The sequence below is a fragment of the Corynebacterium meridianum genome (assembly GCF_016342265.1).
Taxonomy (GTDB): Bacteria; Actinomycetota; Actinomycetes; order Mycobacteriales; family Mycobacteriaceae; genus Corynebacterium; species Corynebacterium meridianum.
Genome location: NZ_JAEIOS010000012.1, coordinates 124607 through 140902, shown reverse-complemented (window position 1 = coordinate 140902; position 16296 = coordinate 124607). Strand labels below are relative to the sequence as shown.

Annotated in this window: 13 protein-coding genes; 6 read left to right on the top strand and 7 right to left on the bottom strand. The window is 67.6% G+C overall.

Annotated features, from left to right (window positions below; genetic code table 11):
* Window positions 1-145: 145 nt before the first annotated feature.
* Window positions 146-1060 (bottom strand): methylisocitrate lyase, encoded by a 915-nt coding sequence (prpB, locus tag JDV75_RS07185; protein WP_198738582.1) that lies wholly within the window; start codon window positions 1058-1060, stop codon window positions 146-148.
* Window positions 1061-2566 (bottom strand): 2-methylcitrate dehydratase PrpD, encoded by a 1506-nt coding sequence (gene prpD, locus JDV75_RS07180; protein WP_198738581.1) that lies wholly within the window; start codon window positions 2564-2566, stop codon window positions 1061-1063.
* A gap of 228 nt (window positions 2567-2794) precedes the next feature.
* Between prpD and JDV75_RS07175 the strand changes: the two genes are divergently transcribed.
* Complete coding sequence (locus tag JDV75_RS07175) at window positions 2795-4234, top strand: short-chain fatty acyl-CoA regulator family protein (protein WP_198738580.1); 1440 nt, start codon at window positions 2795-2797, stop codon at window positions 4232-4234.
* A gap of 46 nt (window positions 4235-4280) precedes the next feature.
* Here the strand turns inward: JDV75_RS07175 and JDV75_RS07170 are convergent, their stop codons facing one another.
* The gene (locus JDV75_RS07170) at window positions 4281-5693 is read right to left on the bottom strand and encodes an NAD(P)H-quinone dehydrogenase (RefSeq protein ID WP_198738579.1); all 1413 of its coding nucleotides are present in this window, start codon (window positions 5691-5693) and stop codon (window positions 4281-4283) included.
* 155 nt (window positions 5694-5848) lie between these two features.
* The gene (locus tag JDV75_RS07165) at window positions 5849-7066 is read right to left on the bottom strand and encodes a M20 family metallopeptidase (RefSeq protein ID WP_198738578.1); all 1218 of its coding nucleotides are present in this window, start codon (window positions 7064-7066) and stop codon (window positions 5849-5851) included.
* 238 nt (window positions 7067-7304) lie between these two features.
* Here JDV75_RS07165 and JDV75_RS07160 point away from each other — a divergent pair, with 238 nt between their 5' ends.
* Window positions 7305-8918, top strand: coding sequence for a phospho-sugar mutase (locus JDV75_RS07160; RefSeq protein ID WP_232958314.1), 1614 nt, complete (start codon window positions 7305-7307; stop codon window positions 8916-8918).
* A gap of 5 nt (window positions 8919-8923) precedes the next feature.
* Here JDV75_RS07160 and upp read toward each other — a convergent pair whose 3' ends face one another.
* Window positions 8924-9559, bottom strand: coding sequence for a uracil phosphoribosyltransferase (gene upp / locus JDV75_RS07155; RefSeq protein ID WP_198738577.1), 636 nt, complete (start codon window positions 9557-9559; stop codon window positions 8924-8926).
* Between the two features lie 69 nt (window positions 9560-9628).
* Here upp and JDV75_RS07150 point away from each other — a divergent pair, with 69 nt between their 5' ends.
* Genes JDV75_RS07150 through JDV75_RS07140 form a run of 3 tightly spaced genes read left to right on the top strand, consistent with a single transcriptional unit; the run spans window position 9629 to window position 12099 of the window.
* Entirely contained in the window at window positions 9629-9913 is a 285-nt protein-coding gene (locus tag JDV75_RS07150) for a hypothetical protein (protein WP_198738576.1), read from the top strand.
* Complete coding sequence (locus JDV75_RS07145) at window positions 9910-10818, top strand: C40 family peptidase (RefSeq protein WP_232958313.1); 909 nt, start codon at window positions 9910-9912, stop codon at window positions 10816-10818. Before JDV75_RS07150 ends, JDV75_RS07145 begins: the two co-directional genes overlap by 4 nt.
* A 57-nt stretch (window positions 10819-10875) precedes the next feature.
* A complete protein-coding gene (locus JDV75_RS07140; RefSeq protein WP_198738575.1) occupies window positions 10876-12099 on the top strand; it encodes a hypothetical protein in 1224 nt (407 codons plus the stop codon).
* 61 nt (window positions 12100-12160) lie between these two features.
* Here the strand turns inward: JDV75_RS07140 and JDV75_RS07135 are convergent, their stop codons facing one another.
* Window positions 12161-13459: an adenosine deaminase gene (locus tag JDV75_RS07135; RefSeq protein ID WP_198738574.1), complete on the bottom strand. Its 1299-nt coding sequence runs from the start codon at window positions 13457-13459 to the stop codon at window positions 12161-12163.
* Window positions 13460-13553: 94 nt separating this feature from the next.
* Here JDV75_RS07135 and JDV75_RS07130 point away from each other — a divergent pair, with 94 nt between their 5' ends.
* Window positions 13554-14870 carry a D-alanyl-D-alanine carboxypeptidase family protein gene (locus JDV75_RS07130; protein ID WP_198738573.1) on the top strand — a complete coding sequence of 439 codons (1317 nt, stop codon included), beginning with the start codon at window positions 13554-13556 and terminating at the stop codon, window positions 14868-14870.
* A gap of 70 nt (window positions 14871-14940) precedes the next feature.
* Here JDV75_RS07130 and JDV75_RS07125 read toward each other — a convergent pair whose 3' ends face one another.
* The gene (locus JDV75_RS07125) at window positions 14941-16023 is read right to left on the bottom strand and encodes a YhjD/YihY/BrkB family envelope integrity protein (protein ID WP_248095991.1); all 1083 of its coding nucleotides are present in this window, start codon (window positions 16021-16023) and stop codon (window positions 14941-14943) included.
* Window positions 16024-16296: the final 273 nt, after the last annotated feature.

Sequence of the window (16296 nt, the reverse complement as noted above, 5' to 3'; positions counted from 1 at the left end):
GGTGAGCTGGTGCAATGCGGGGGTTGCTGATCGACGTCCGCCTGGGTCGCGGCGTCGCTTCCGGGTCGCCGGGTCGGCGTTGTCCGGGAAAGTCTGTGGGGTGGGCCGGCCCCGAAATGTCAGGAACGGGACCGGCCCCGTCCACCTAGTCGCCCGGAGGTCGGCGGTAGGTGAACAGCTTCTGGTCGAAGACGTTGTACTCGGCGTATCGCAGGAGCTCGTAGAGCCGGGAGCGGTGCTGCATCCGGTCGAGCCACCCGGTCTGGGTACCCGTCGCGGCGATGTCGGCGAGGGCGTCCTCGACCTGTCCCATCGCGATGCGGAGGGTGGTGACCGGGTAGATCACCGCGTTGTAGCCGATGTCCTCGAGCAGTTCGGCGCCGATCAACTCGGTCTTGCCGAACTCGGTCATGTTGGCCAGCAGTGGGATGTCCACGGCGGCCCGGAACTTCTCGAAGTCCGCCGGGGTGCGGAGCGCCTCGGTGAAGATCATGTCCGCGCCGGCGTCCGCGTAGGCCTTCGCCCGTTCGATGGCGGCGTCGATCCCCTCAGTTCCGGCGGCGTCGGTGCGGGCGCAGATGACGAAGCTGTCGTCGCGCCGGGCGGAGACCGCGGCACCGAGCCGGCGGACCATGACGTCCGTCGGGACGACCTCCTTGCCGTCGAGGTGGCCGCAGCGCTTGGGGTTGACCTGGTCCTCCAGGTGGCAGCCCGCGAGCCCGGCGTCCTCGAGTTCGCTGACGGTGCGGGCCGCGGACATGGGCTCACCGAAGCCGGTGTCGGCGTCGACGAGGACGGGCAGTTCCGTGGCGCGGGCGATCTGCCGTGCACGCCCGGCGACCTCGGTGAGGGTGGTCAGTCCGATGTCGGGCAGGGCCAGGTCGGCGGCGACGACGGCGCCGGAGACGTAGACGCCCTCGAAACCGGCGTCGGCGATGGCGCGGGCCACCAGCGGGGAGAACGCCCCGGGCAGCCGCTGGATGCGGTCGCCCGCGAGTCCCGCGCGGAAAGCCCTGCGCCGTTCGGTGGGGGTGGTTGCGGCGGAGAACAGGTTGGTCATCTAGAACAGCCCCTCCGGGGTCTCGGGTGCACGGGCCAGCACATCATCGGCCAGCTCGATGTTGAGTTGATCGAGCTCGCCGGCGCCAAGGTCGTCGAGCCGCTGGACGACGTGGAGGAAGCGGTCCTGCTCATCGGCTGAGACCACGCCCTCGGCGAGGGTCCGGAATTTGTTGATGTACTGCTCGCGGGCGAAGGGACGGGCGCCCAGCGGGTGGGCGTCGGCGATGGCGAGCTCGTCGGTGATGACGGTGCCGTCCTTCAGCGTGACCTCCGCGCGGCAACCGAAGGCCTTCTCGTTGGGGTCTTCGGCGTGGTAGCGGCGGGTCCACTCAGGGTCCTCCACGGTCGAGATCTTCCGCCACAGTTCGATGGTCTCCGGGCGGTGCGCACGCTCGGGCGCGTAGGAGCGCTCGTGGTGCCAGTCGCCGTCCTCGAGGGCCACGGCGAAGATGTACATGATCGAGTGGTCGAGGGTCTCGCGGGAGGCGTCCGGGTCGAACTTCTGCGGATCGTTGGAGCCGGTTCCGATGACGTAGTGGGTGTGGTGTGAGGTGTGTAGCTCGATCTTCTCCACCCGGGTGAGATCGCCGATCCGCTCCCGCATGCGGCGGGCCAGGTCGATGGGCGCCTGGGACTGGTACTCGGCGGAGTGCTCCTTGGTGAAGGTGTCGAGGATGGCGCGCTTCTCCTCGCCGGCTGTGGGCAGCGGGATGGTGTAGCTGGCATCGGGGCCGCCGAGCATCCAGGCGATGACGCCGTCCTCGCCTTCCCAGATCGGGGCGGGTGCGCCCTCCCCGCGCATGGCGCGGTCGACGGATTCGATGGCCATCTTTCCGGCGTACGCCGGGGCGAAGGCCTTCCAGGAGGAGATCAGGCCCTTGCGGGACTGCCGGGTCGCGGTGGTGGTGTGGAGCGCCTGGCCGATGGCCTGGTACACGGTCTCGTCATCGAGGTGCAGCAGGGTTCCGAGGCCCGCGGCGACGGAGGGGCCGAGGTGTGCGACGTGGTCGATCTTGTGCTCGTGGAGGCACATGCCGCGGACGAGGTCGACCTGGATCTCGTAGCCGGTGGCGATGCCTCGGATCAGGTCGTGGCCGGTGGAGCCGCGGTGCTGGGCGACGGCGACGATCGGCGGGATGTTGTCGCCGGGGTGGGAGTACTCGGCGGCGAGGAAGGTGTCGTGGAAGTCGAGTTCGCGGACGGCGGTGCCGTTGGCCAGGGCGGCCCACTCGGCGGAGTAGGTGCCCGGCACACCGAAGACCCTGGCGCCCCCCTTGTTCGTGGGATGGGCGGTGGCCTGCCTGCGGGCGACGCTGACGGGGCGACGGAGGACGGAGGCTGCGGACACCGCGGCGTTGTCGATGATCCGGTTGATGATCATCTCCCGGGTGTCGTCCGGAACCTCCACCGGATCGGTCGCGACTTCGGCGATCCGCTGTGCGAGGTGTTCACCGCGGGGGAACTCCTCCGCGGAACGGCGGGTGCGGACTTCGATGTTCTCCATGTTCTGTCCTAACGGGGTCGGGGCTGGCGCACTGCGGCGTCTCGGATGGTCATTCACCGCCACACCCCCGTTAGGAGGTATGAAACGGATATCTTGTTGCCCGACTATACAGTGGTTCACAACCCCTCCAAGCTGCGGAAACAGCATAATCCTGCGGTACGGAAACGGCCTTTCCGCAAAGTTTGCGGAAACTTCAGGCCACGGCCGCTTTACCAGGAAGTGACACCCATGGAGAAGATGTACGCGGGGGCCCGGATCCGGACTCTGCGCCGGGCGGAAGGCCTCACCCAGACCGAGATGGCCAAGCACATCGGCCTGTCCACCAGCTATCTCAACCAGCTGGAGAATGACGCGCGACCACTGACCATCACCGCCCTGATGGCCTTCGTCCGCACCTTCAACGTCGACGCCTCCTACTTCGCCCCGGACTCCAACTCGCGCATGGTCGCCGACCTGAAGGACATCCTGACGCTCGCCGGGACGTCCGGTGTGGACGATGCCGAGCTGGTCGAGTTCGCCGAGCGACACCCGGAGATCGCGCGCGGAATACTGCGGCTGACACACCGCCACCCCGTGAACGGCGACACCGGGGGGAAATACCCCCACGACACCCCCAAATCCGATGGGAAGGTACATCCCACACCACTTTCAGAGGGAAGCACTTCTGCGTACGAGCACGTCCGCGACTTCTTCTATGCACACCGCAACCACATCCCGGAACTCGACGACCGAGCGGAGCAGTTCGCCGCCACCTTAGGCCGCCCGGGTCTCCGGCTCACCCGCCTGACCGCGCTGCTCGACGGGACCCACGGGGTGACCGTGCGGTTCAACGCACACGACCGTGGTCCGCGCCGCATCTTCGACGACAGTTCCCGGTGTGTCCGGCTCCGGGCGGACCTCACGGAGGCCCAGCAGACCTTCGAGCTGGCCCTCCAGCTCGCGTTCCTGGTGCACGGGGATCTTTTGACACGGCTCGCGGATTCACCTGAACTGCCCACCGCCGAATCCCGGGAACTCGGCAGATTCGGGCTCGCCCAGTACTTCGCCGCGGCCGTCGTCATGCCGTACACGGACTTCCTGGAGACCGCGCGCACCAGCGACCACGACATCGACCGGATCGCCGCCCACTTCGGGACCGGGTTCGAGACGACCGCCCACCGGCTGTCCACCCTCCAGCGTCCGGGCAGGGAAGGGGTCCCCTTCTTCTTCGTCCGGACCGACCGGGCCGGGAACATCTCGAAGCGACAGTCGGCTACCGGCTTCCACTTCTCGCGTACGGGCGGTTCCTGCCCGTTGTGGGTGGTACACCGGGCATTCGAGAATCCGGGACACATCGTGCGCCAGATCGCCTCCATGCCGGACGGACGCACCTACCTGTGGATCGCACGCACCGTCCGCAGCCGGACACGGGAGTACGGCGAGGTGCCACGGGAGTTCGCGATCGGCCTGGGCTGCGACCTGGACCAGGCACACAAGCTGGTCTATTCCCGGGGGCTGGAACTCACCCCGGACGCCGCAACCCCCATCGGCTCAGGGTGCCGGACCTGTCCGCGCGGACACTGCCGGCAGCGGGCGTTCCCGGCAACGGGCCTCACCCTCGACATCGACGAGCGCTACTCCCCCGACGAGCCCTACCGCGCCTTCAGCCCCTCGTGCGAGAAACGCTGAAGGGGGCACACCCATTCTCGGGTGCGCCCCCTAACCGGGGTGCCGGTCAGCTCAGGTCGTCGTGGGCGACGAGCTGGCGGGCGGCCTCGGTCACGGAGCCCGACAGCGTCGGGTAGACCGAGAACGTGTTCGCCAGATCATCCACGGTCAGCCGGTTGGTGACGGCCACCGCGATCGGCAGAATCAGCTCGGATGCGGTCGGCGCGACGACGACGCCACCGATGACGAGGCTGGAGTTCCTCCGGCAGAACAGCTTCACGAAACCGTGGCGGAGGGAACGCATCTTGGCCCGCGGGTTCGTCGTCAGCGGGAGTACGATGGTCCGCGCGGTGACCCCACCGGACTCGATGTCGCTCTGGGTGTGCCCCACGGCGGCGATCTCCGGACGGGTGAACACGGCCGTGGCGACGGTCTTCAGCCGGATCGGGCTCACTCCCTCACCGAGCGCGTGGTACATCGCGACCCGGCCCTGCATGGCCGCGACGGACGCCAGCGGAAACAGGTCGGAGCAGTCGCCCGCGGCATAGATACCGGCGACAGACGTCCGGGAGACCCGGTCGACGATGATGTGCCCCGAAGGGGCGGTCTCGACGCCGACGGTCTCCAGACCGAGGTTCTCCGTGTTCGGCACGGAACCGACGGTCATCAGGGCGTGGGAACCGAGGATCTCACGTCCGTCGGTCGTCCGGACGCAGACCCCGCCGTCGTCGGTCCGGGTCACGGACTCCACGCGGGCGTGCTTCTCGAGTGAGACCCCGCGCTCGGCGAGCACGGTCTCGAGAACGTCGGCCGCGTCGGCGTCGTCGTGCGGGAGGATCCGGTCCCGCGAGGCGACCATGGTCACCTTCACACCTAGCTCCGCGAACGCGGAGACGAACTCGGCACCGGTGACACCGGAACCGACGACGATCAGGTGTTCCGGCATCTCGTCGATGTTGTAGACCTGCCGCCAGGTGAGGATCCGCTCCCCGTCGGGCTGCGCACCGGGCAGGATGCGGGGTGAGGCACCCGTGGCCAGGAGCACGAGATCGCATTCGATGACCTCGTCGTCACCGCCGTCATTCGGGGTGACCGCGATGTAGTGGGTGCTCTGCTTGGGCTTGTAGTCGTCGAAGCGGGCACGTCCGTCGATCAGCCGGACACCTGCGGACTCCATCTGTGCGCGGACGTCCGCGGACTGCGCGGCCGCCAGGTTTCGCACGCGGTCATTGACCTCGTCCAGCTGCAGCAGAGTGGAGGTCTCGGTCCGCTCAAGCCCCATGTCGTCCGCGCGCCGGAGGTCGGTCTGGATACCGGTTGCCGCGATGAACGACTTGGAGGGGACACAGTCATGGATGACAGCTGAACCGCCGAGCCCCTGGTCCTCGATCAGGGTGATGTCGGCGCCGTACTTCGAGCCGGCTAGCGCGGCCTCGTAGCCGGCGGGGCCACCGCCGATGATCACGATTCGCTTGGACACAGATATCCTCCAGGTACGCGTCGGGTGCAGGTCAGTGCGTCAGTATCGGGCCACACCGCGGGCGCGGCACGGCCGCTTCCCACGGACAGTGTGGGCTGTCCCAGGGTGCAGTCTAGTGCACCGGTCACACACGCGACCGCCCACCCGACCCGGGGTCACCTGGTGGGCAGGAAACCGTCCGGCCCCACGGGCCGCTGCGTGTCGTTGTTCATCTCACGGGAGTAGCCGTCGACGACGGCCCCGAACAGGCGCACGCCGACGCCGAGACACCGCTCGTCCACCACGAAGTCCCCCTGGTGCAGGTCGAACTGGCGGCCGGTCCCGGACCAGCAGCCGAGCCGCGCCATCGAACCGGGGACATGTTCCAGGTACCAGGAGAAGTCCTCGCCGCCGGACGACTGGGGTGCCGCCACGATCGAGTGGGCATCGATGCCGCGTGCGGCGTTGGCCATCAGGGCGGTGGCGACATCGTCATTGATCACCGGCGGCACACCCTTGGTGTAGACCACCTCATGGGTGCAGCCGGTCGGCGCGATGATCTGAGCGATGAGCTCGGTGATCAGTGGCTCCGCCGCCCGCCACACCCCGATGTCCGCGGTCCGGAGGGTGCCGGAGATCCGCCCGTTCTCGGGGATCGCGTTCGCCGCGTAACCGGCGTTGATCGAGCCAAAGACGAGAACCGTTCCGGTCCGCGGATCGACCCTGCGACTGAGCAGTGCGGGAAGCTGCGTCACGACACTGGACAGGGCGTAGACCACGTCCGCGGTCATCTGCGGGCGGGACGTGTGGCCTCCTGGCCCATTGACCTTGACCTCGAGGATGTCCGCGGCCGAGGTGATCGCGCCGGTCCGGAGACCGATTTTGCCGGTCCGGAGTTTCGGCTCGACGTGGACGGCGAAGATGGAGGCGACATCCTCGAGCCCACCCCAGGAGACGACGTCCGGGGCACCGCCGTCCATCACCTCCTCCGCGGGCTGGAAGATGATCCGCACGCCGTGGTTGAGGTCGGCCGCGTGCAGGGCGCACGCGGCCCCCATCACGATCGCGGTGTGGACGTCGTGGCCGCAGGCGTGCATGACACCGGGGGTCCGCGAGCTGAACTCCACGACCGCCTTCTCCTCGATGGGGAGGGCGTCGATGTCCGCCCTGAGCGCGATCCGGTGCCCGGTGTCCGGGCCGATGTCGACCATGAGGCCGGTGCCCGGGAAGAGCTTCGGCTCCATCCCCCGGTCCGCGAGCTGCTCCGCGATCCAGGCGGTGGTGTCGTACTCCATGTGGCTGAGCTCGGGGTGCGTGTGCAGGTGCCGCCGCCACCGGATCAGCTCATCGGTGTGCTCAGTCAGCCAACCGTCGACCTGTGCCCGGATGCTCATCTGGTCCTCTCACGCTGTGGGTGTCGCATATGTGTGTTCGGCGAACCGTGTAGCCGCCCCGCGTGCCGGCGAACCACCTCCACGGAGGCGATCCACCGGGCACAGGGGCCTAGCCAACGGTCCTGACCTGATTCTATATTTGACCCATGATCCGGCCCGCACCGCCCCGTCCCCCTGCCCCTGAATACCGGCCCGGGCAGTGCTTGCGGGCATCCCGGCGACCCGACCGGAGCGTGTGATGCACCCCCGGCACCTGTCCTTCGGAACAGCGGGCCTCCGCGCGCCCGTGGGCCCGGCACACGGACAGATGAACGTCGCGCAGGTGACCCGGGCCAGCGCCGGGCTCGCGGCCTGGCTCGCCCGGAACGCCGCGACGCGGTCACCGTCGCGGAGCAGGGTGCCCGTCGAGGACATCTCCGACGAGGATCCGCGCGGATTCGGTCTGTCCATCTACGGGGAGAACGGACCGCTCCGGGTGGCGGTGGGTTACGACGCCCGCTACGGTTCCCACACCTTCGCCGCCACCGCGGCGGAGGTGTTCGCCGGCGCGGGTTTCGAGGTGACGTTGCTGCCCACGCCCACGCCGACGCCGGTGCTCCCCTGGCTCGTCCGCTACCGGGGTCTGGACGCCGGGGTCCAGATCACCGCCTCCCACAATCCAGCGGCCGACAACGGGTACAAGGTGTACGGTCCGGACGGCTCCGAGATCGACGTCTCCGCCGAGAAGGACGTCGAGGCAGCGATCAGAGAGCTCGAGGATCCGCTCACTGTTCCACGGGTTGCCGTGCGCCCGGCGGGAAATCAGCTGCGTCGGTACCTCGATCAGGTGGTCGCCGAGATCAACCCCGACGAAAACGACCGGCTCCGGGTGAACAATGAACGCGCCGCACTGAAGATCGTCTACACCGCCCTCCACGGAGTCGGGGGGCGGCCCCTGGCACAGGCGCTCGGCGCAGCCGGTTTCGCGCGTGCCACGCCGGTGATCGCACAGCAGTACCCGGATCCGACATTCCCGACGGTGAGTTTCCCCGATCCGGAGCAACCCGACGCGGTTGAGCTTCTCCTCCGGCAGGCCGCGGACACCGGTTCCGACCTCCTGATAGCGCTCGACCCGGACGCCGACCGTTGTGCCGTGGGATTCCGCCGAACAGACGGAACCCACCGCATGCTCCGGGGCGATGAGCTGGGCCCGCTCCTCGCGACCCGTCTGCTGGAACCCCATGACGGCGATGGCCCGGCACCGGTGGTGGCCACCTCCCTCGTCTCCTCGACGCTGCTGCCGGACATCGCCGGTGAACTCGGCTGGGACTGCGTGATCACCCCGACGGGGTTCAAGAACCTCATGCGTGCCGGTGACAACCGGCCTGGGCCGCTCATGTTCGCCTATGAGGAGGCGCACGGGACCTGCCCCATGCCGCATCTCGTCGCGGACAAGGACGGGTTGGCCACCGCACTCCACGCGTGCGCGTGGGCGGCCGAGCTGAAGGCCCGCGGCCGGACGCTCGGCGATGAGCTGGCCCGACTGCACCGGCGGTTCGGTGCCTATGCGGGCACCCAGATACACGTCAGGACCTCCGATCCGGAGGGGCTCGTGGCTCAGCTCCGCACCGACCCGCCGTCCACACTCGCCGGAATAGACGTCGACTGCACCGATCTCCCGGCCGAGCAGGGGATATTAATCGGCGGCCGGCACCGGGACGGGACGTGTGTGCGGATGATCGGCCGGGTCTCCGGGACGGAGACCAAGACCAAGGTCTACCTCGAGGTGTCCCACTTCCCCGAACCCCGAGGAGCAGAGGACCTCCTGGAACGGCTCCGGGCCGAGGTCGAAGAGTTCCTGCACGGGATCTGAACGAACTACAGGTGGATGTTGCGTGGACCGTAGAGCCGGTCCCCCGCATCCCCCAGACCCGGGACGATGTAGGCGTCGGCGTTCAACTCGGGATCAACGGTGGCGGTGACCAACCTGACGGGGTACCCGGAGTTCGCCAGAGCATCGACGCCGGGTTGCGCGGACACCATGCACACCGCGGTGATGTCCTTCGCGCCCCGGTCACAGAGCAACTTCAGCGAGTGGAGGAGAGATCCTCCGGTGGCGAGCATCGGGTCGACGATGAACACCGTCTCATCGGACATGTCCTCCGGCAACGCCTCGAGATAGGGCACCGGCTCGTGGGTCTCCTCGTCGCGGGCGATCCCGATGAAACCGACCTGTGCGTCGGGGATCATCGACAGGGCGGGGTCGACCATCCCCAATCCCGCGCGGATCACCGGCACGATGATCGGAGGCTTGCGCAGTCGGGTACCGGTCGCGGTGGCCACGGGGGTCTCGGTATCGAAGCGCTCGACATCCAGGTCGCGGGCCGCCTCGTAGATGAGCATCGCCCCCAGGTCCCGCAGCGCCGCACGGAAAACGGAGTTGTCGCTGCGCCGGTCGCGCATGATCGTCAGGCGGGCTGCCGCCAGAGGGTGGTCGACGATTGTGATGTCCATGGCCCCAATCCTAAGGCACCCCGACCACGGGACGGGAACCTTTCCCGCACCTCCACGGTCTGATGGTGCATGAACACTCTCACTCTCGATCCAGACAACGCCCGGGCCCTGGCCCGGGATCTGGCGCACTGCGCCGATGCCACCCCGATCGAGGAGGCCCGGGTTCCGTCGCCGACACCGGGCACCTTCGATCTGATTCCCGCGTTCGCCGATGCGGCCCGGAACCTGAACCGGCGGCGGATCACACTGGCTGACCACGTCCGGGAGCTCGCTGATGCCCATGCCGGGTCCGGCGGCCACATCGACGCGGCCGTGGAGGCGGACGCAGCACTGGCGCGGGGATGCCGGGCATGAACGCCCTGGCACAGGTGACGGCCCCGTTCGCCGGGATGCTCGACGGACTCAACACGATCTCGTCGCTCCTTCCGCCGGAGATACATCCCCCGGCCACGGACATCACAGACGTTTCCTCGGCACCTGCGCTGGCGGAGATGTTCGGAACGGATGCCTCGACGCTCGTGGGGGCCGCCGAATCGCTGACGGAGGACTTCGGTGAGTTCCTCCTCACGACGGGAAATGCGTTGGCGGTCCTCCGCTCCGCCCGGGACGACCTCATCCTGATCGCCTCGACGGCCGTGAACAACGTCCGGCCGATGATCCCGCTGCTGTGCGCCCCGAATCCCGTCACCGTCGCGACCGCGCTCCTGCGATTGACGACGATCGTCGTGGCCGCGGTGGCCGCCGCCACCGCACGGATCGCGACGATGGAGGCTTCCCTGCGTCCACTCGCCGCGAAGTTCCGCGAACTCGCGGCGACCGACACCTGCCTTCCCCGGCCAATTCACGCAGCCGGAACGGGGGCCGAATTCGCGCCGGTCCCCCGTCCTGTGCTGTCGCTTCCCGAACCGAAGGATCTGGAGGCTGGGCGCCGGGCCGCGGATGCCGCCCGTTCCATGATCGGGACGCCGTACGTCTGGGGTGGTTCGGAACCCGGCGGTTTCGACTGCTCCGGACTGACCCGCTGGGCGTGGTCCCGAGCCGGGGTCGAGCTACCACGGCTGGCGGAACAACAGACCGTCGGTCGACGGGTCAGTGCCGATGAGCTGATCGAGGGCGATCTGGCGGTGTGGAACGGGCACGTCGCGATGTACGTCGGCGACGGCCAGATAATCGAGGCGGGGAGCCCGGTGGAGGTCTCCCCGCTACGGACCACCAACAGTGGCATGGACTTCTACGGCTTCTGGCGACCCACGGGGTAGCCCATTCACGGCACGCCAGGTGACGAGGTCCGAAACAGCACGCTAGAATCTGCACCCATGGCACTACAAGGCATCGTCCCCATCACCATCGCTCTGACAGAGGGCGACTTCCACACCCTGTGGGCCCCGAAGTGGAGGGAGCACGGACAGGAGTGGCAGGCGTTCCTCGGATACGGGGACGATGTCTACCTCTTCCGGTCCACCGGCGAACTACTCGCCTTCATCGAATCCGATGCCCGCCACGACCTGCGGGACCACCCGAAGTGGCAGGCGTTCCAGCACGAAGACGCCGCCAGGGTCGTGCCCGGAAAGCGTGGCTACTGCGACGTGATCGGTGTCCCGGAACTGCTCGCGGGGCGACCGAGCCACGAGAACGTGACGGGTGCGGCGCGCGCCGTCGCCGTCGCACGTTCCCTCGGCGACGTCATCGACTCCACCACGATCGGTTCCTTCTTCTCCTCCTATTCCGTGCTCGCCAATCTCGAACGCGGAGCCGACCACTACGCGGTGGAGAACGGCGAATCGGAATGGTCCGCCGTCGGGCGGGCGGTGCTGTCGAACTGGGACCGGGTCGTCGACGAGCTGGACGGGTGCTATGTCATCCCGGAGCAGGACGCCTCCGCCGTCGAGGCGGCCCAGAAGAAGGTCGAGGCCGCCGAGGAAGCCCGCGAGCGGGCCCGCATCGAGGAGGAGAAGGCAGCCGAGGAAGCCGCCTCGCAGATAGACCCCTACGACGCCTCCCTCTGGGGTACCGCCGGCATCGACCCGGTGAAGATCGCCATCGAGGGCCGGACCCTCTACACCCTGCGCACGTACGTGGACGGCCAGCCGGTGTTCCTCGGCCACTTCGGCCAGATCTACACCTTCAACAACCGGCGGGCGATGCTCCGCTGGCTGGCCGAACACGATGAACATGATCTGGCGGCCACGGCCACCTGGTCCGAGATCATGGACGGCATCAACGGCGGCACGCTCGAGGTCACCGCGCACCCGGACAACACCTACGTATTCACCGGGCTGACCGAGGACATCACCAAGGGGCCGAAGGAAGTGGACACCGAACAGATGCGGCAGGCCTACGAGCTTCTCGCCGATGCCGCCGACTGGGCCCGCGATGACGCCGTGAACTCCGTCCTGGTGGCCAACCCGGCACTGCAGGAGTACATCGCCTACATGCTCGGTGGGTCCTCCGGGTACTCCCCTTCAGCGCCCTACACCGCTGAGGCGGAGGGCTGGCGCCAACTGGAGAACGGCCTGGTCGGCCGCTTCAGCCGGTTCTGATCCCCACCCGATCAACGAGAGCCCGCCCCCTTACCGGAGCGGGCTCTCCGCTTTTCCCCGGTCAGCTCCGGGGCCGTAGATCATCCGGGTCAATGCCCAGTTCGACGAGGAGCTCCGGGTCGATCCCGGCGAGGTCCTCCTCCGCCAGGTCGAATGCCGCCCCCCTATCCGTGTACCCGTCCGGAGTGCCGGACACGGAGGCCCCGTCGCTTCCACCTTCAGCGAGCTCGTCCCAGCCCGGCACGATCAGCGTGGACATGATCTCCCTGCGCTCGGGCTCGGGGATGAATGCACCACTGATCGCAGTGGCGGTGAGCTCGAACAACTCACCGACGCCGTAGCCGAACGTGTCGACCAACAGCATCATCTCGTCGGTCATCGTGGTCCCGGACATCAGCCGGTTGTCGGTGTTCACCGTGCAGGCGAAACCAAGCTGCTGGAGCAGCGGCAGGGGATGGTCCACGAGATCGTCCACCACGCCCGTCTGCAGGTTGGAGCTCGGGGCGAGCTCGAGGACGATCTGCCGGTCCCGCACGAAGGCCGACACACGGCCCGGTTCGATCCCGGTGTCGAGGTCGGCGGTGAAATCCTCGTAGAGTCGCGCCCCGTGGCCGATCCGCCAGGTTCCCTCTCTCACGGTCCCCTCGAGCGAGTCGATTCCTGCGGCCTCCCCGGCGTGGATGGTGAATGGGACGAGTTCGCGGCGCAGTGTCGCGAACGCCCCCGCGCAGCAACTCGGCGGGAAACCATCCTCCGCCCCGGCGATGTCGAAGCCCACGACATACCCGCGGTGCTCCCGTTCCGCGTCATTCCGGTAGCCGACCAGGAGGTCGGCTACCTCCTGTGAGCGGTCGGAGTGCCGCATCGCACAGAGGATCACCCGCGCCCGGATGGTGTGGCCGGTCAGTGCCGCGGTCTTCTCCCCCTCGACGATTCCCTCGACGACGGCATCCACGACGGCCCCGAGCTCCAACCCACGCTCCCTGTGCTGTTCCGGAGCGAAGCGGAGCTCGGCGTACACCACACCGTCCTCGGCGAGGTCCTCGACGGCTTCCCGTGCCACCCGGTGGAGCGCGGACCGGGTCTGCATGACCGCACAAGTGTGAGTGAAGGTCTCCAGGTACTTCTCGAGGGATCCTGAGTCGGCGGCGTCGACGAACCATCTGCCCAGGGCATCGGGTTCGGTCGCGGGCAGCGCGTCGTAGCCGCACTCCGCGGCCAGATCAATCACTGTACCGGGACGGAGTCCCCCGTCCAGATGATCGTGGAGGACGACCTTCGGCAGGGCGGCGACGGTCTCCCGGGTGAGGCTCTTGTGTTCCGGGGTGTAGTTCGGTGTCTGCCTGGTGCTGATATCCATGGCGCTCAATCTACCTTCAGGTCAGCTCCGGGAATATCCGGGCAGCGGTGGGGCACCCCGTCTCCACATGGCGCCCGCGCTAGTCTGGGCAACCATGCGAAGACGTCTCCTCGGTGCGCTCACAGCCACAGCACTGGTCTCCATCCACCCGATCTCCGCCACCGCGGAACAGCCGGACACCGGCACCCTGACGGTCACGACCACACCACCGCAGACCGCGTTGTCCGGGCGGCCCGCCGCGCCGCTGACGGATGGCTGCCCCTGGGCGACAACACCCGTGGAACCGGTCGACGCCTCCGAGATTCCCGCCGCCGGACTCCCCTCCCCAACTCCACTCCCCGTCGCGGCGACGCCTGCGGGCGGTCCGGCGATGGCTGAATGCGGTGTGACCGCGGCAGTCGGCTTCCTCGTACCGGAGGAACAGACAGCAACCGCATGGATCGTCTTCGATCTCGACACCGGCGACGTCATCGCCGCAAAGGACCCGCACGGCAGATACCGTCCCGCGTCCATCATCAAGGCGCTGCTCGCGATGGTTGTGCTCGACCGACTCCCCCTCGACCGGGAGGTGGTCGCGACACGTGACTCAGCGGACATGGAGGGCTCGCGCGTCGGACTGGTCGAGGACGGCCGCTACACCGTCGAACAGCTGCTGCAGGGTCTCCTCATGGCCTCCGGCAACGATGCCGCGCACGCACTGGCACAGGAGCTCGGTGGCGATCAACGGACCCTGGAGCTGGTCAACACGAAAGCGCGGGAACTGGGCACCCAGGACACCCGCGTCGCCGACTACACGGGCCTCGACGGGCCCGGCATGTCCACATCGCCGTTCGATCTCGCCCTGATCTACCGGGAGGCGTGGGCGAACCCGGTGTTCGCCCACATCGTCGACACCGATTTCGTGGACTTCCCCGGTGGGCCGGAGAACGAGGGGTTCCAGGTCTGGAACGACAACCACCTGCTGCTCAACGATCCGGACGGCATCGGCGGGAAGACCGGCTTCACCGACGACGCCCGGCACACGTTCGTCGGCGCCAAGGATGTCGGTGGACGCCGCCTGGCGGCGATCATCCTGGACACCACCGTCGACAGGGGACGGCCGTGGGAACAGGCGAGGCGCCTCCTCGATGCGGCGTACGCCGTACCACGGGGCACCGCCATCGGATCGGTGGAGAAGCTCCCGGTTGTCTCCGCAGCCCCATCCCCGTCGGTGACGGCGGCCGGTTCCACCACCGCAACCACGCCGGACGGAACCGGTGCCGACATTTCCGGTGCCTCAGAACCGCATTCGCCCGCGTGGGAGGCCGCGGCGATCACCACGGGACTGCTGTTTCTCGTGGCTCTCATCGCCGGGATCGCACTCAACCGGAAACTGGCGGAGAAGCGCAGCGCCAGGCAGCGGCGTCGGTAGCTCCGCGAAAAAGGAGCGTGGGGTACCCGTAGGCACACACCACGCCCCGAGGGCTGGAGGAGACGGGAGGCTACCTCCCGATCATCCTCCGGGCGACCGCGATCCCGGCCGCCCCGATCGCCGCTCCGGCACCGACCAGCGCCGCCGAGGCCTTCGGATCTGGAACCGGGTCGACGTCGTTACGCACCCGGATCACGGCGGGTTCCGGCACCGGTGTATGCGTCTGCTCGAGGGATTCCTCCGTCGTCGCCGCCCACGCGGAACTGTAGAGCAGGATCCGCCAGACAAAGTACAGCAGGACCATCACACCGATGATCGGCCCGAAGGTGGCACCCGCCGGGTTGTCCAGTGCCTTGGAGAAGAACACCGTACCGATCTGCTTGAAGATCTCGAAGGCGAGGGCTCCCAGAATCGCGCCCTTGACCGCCGCGGCCCTGGGCACGTGGGTCCGCGGGAGATAACGGATCAATCCCACGAATACGGTGAAGTTCACCAGCAGACCGATGACGAGGGTCAACGCGAACACGATGTAGGTGATGCCCGGGATATGATCCAGGCTCAGTTTCTCGAGGATGATCGCCGTCAGACTCGAGGACCCGGCCGCCGTGACACCGAACGCGACGATGAGGGCGAACAGCAACGCGATCAGTCCGATGAGATCCCGGAGTTTCCGGATGGCGAAGTTGCCCTCGGTCGGGTCAGCCTTCCACATCATGGAAACGCCGTACCGGAGATGGTTCATCCAGTTCAGCCCCGACCACAGTGCGGTCAGACCACCGATACCGGCGACCGTCGAGCGCTGCTCGATGGCGGTATCGAGGATCTTGTTCACCGGCTCCGACAGGTCACCTGATATTGAACTGTTGATCCGGTCCTGCACCTCGACCACAGCGGTGGGATGGTTGGCCAGGACGAAGCCGACCGCAGCGAACACGAGCATGAGGATGGGGAACATCGACAGCACCGAGAAGTACGTGATGCCCGCCGCATACTGATTTCCCCCCATCGAGCCGTACCGCTCCTGCATGCGCATGACGTGATCGAACCACGGCCACTTCTCGCGGTACTTGTCCACCATTCCGGGATCGTCCTGGGTCACCCGCTCAATGCCGAACTCATCGGTGTTCTTCGGTGCGGTCTTCGTTGATGCCACAGTCGCGTCGGTCCTTCTGGGTCGGTGAAAAGATCATCTGAAAAACAGCAGGTGCCTTCAGACTAGGCATAGTAGGCGACAAGGAGGCAATCAGCACAGCCATTCTCTAGTCAATGCTGACGTCGTCTACCCGACCGAGCGGGATTCACCACCGACACCCGGATCGACCGGGGGTTACCCGGGATGACAACGACCCCCGGGGCTTCTAACCTGTTGGGGATAATGTATCCACGGGCAAACCACCGCCACAGCCCGCACAGTCCCTACCCACAG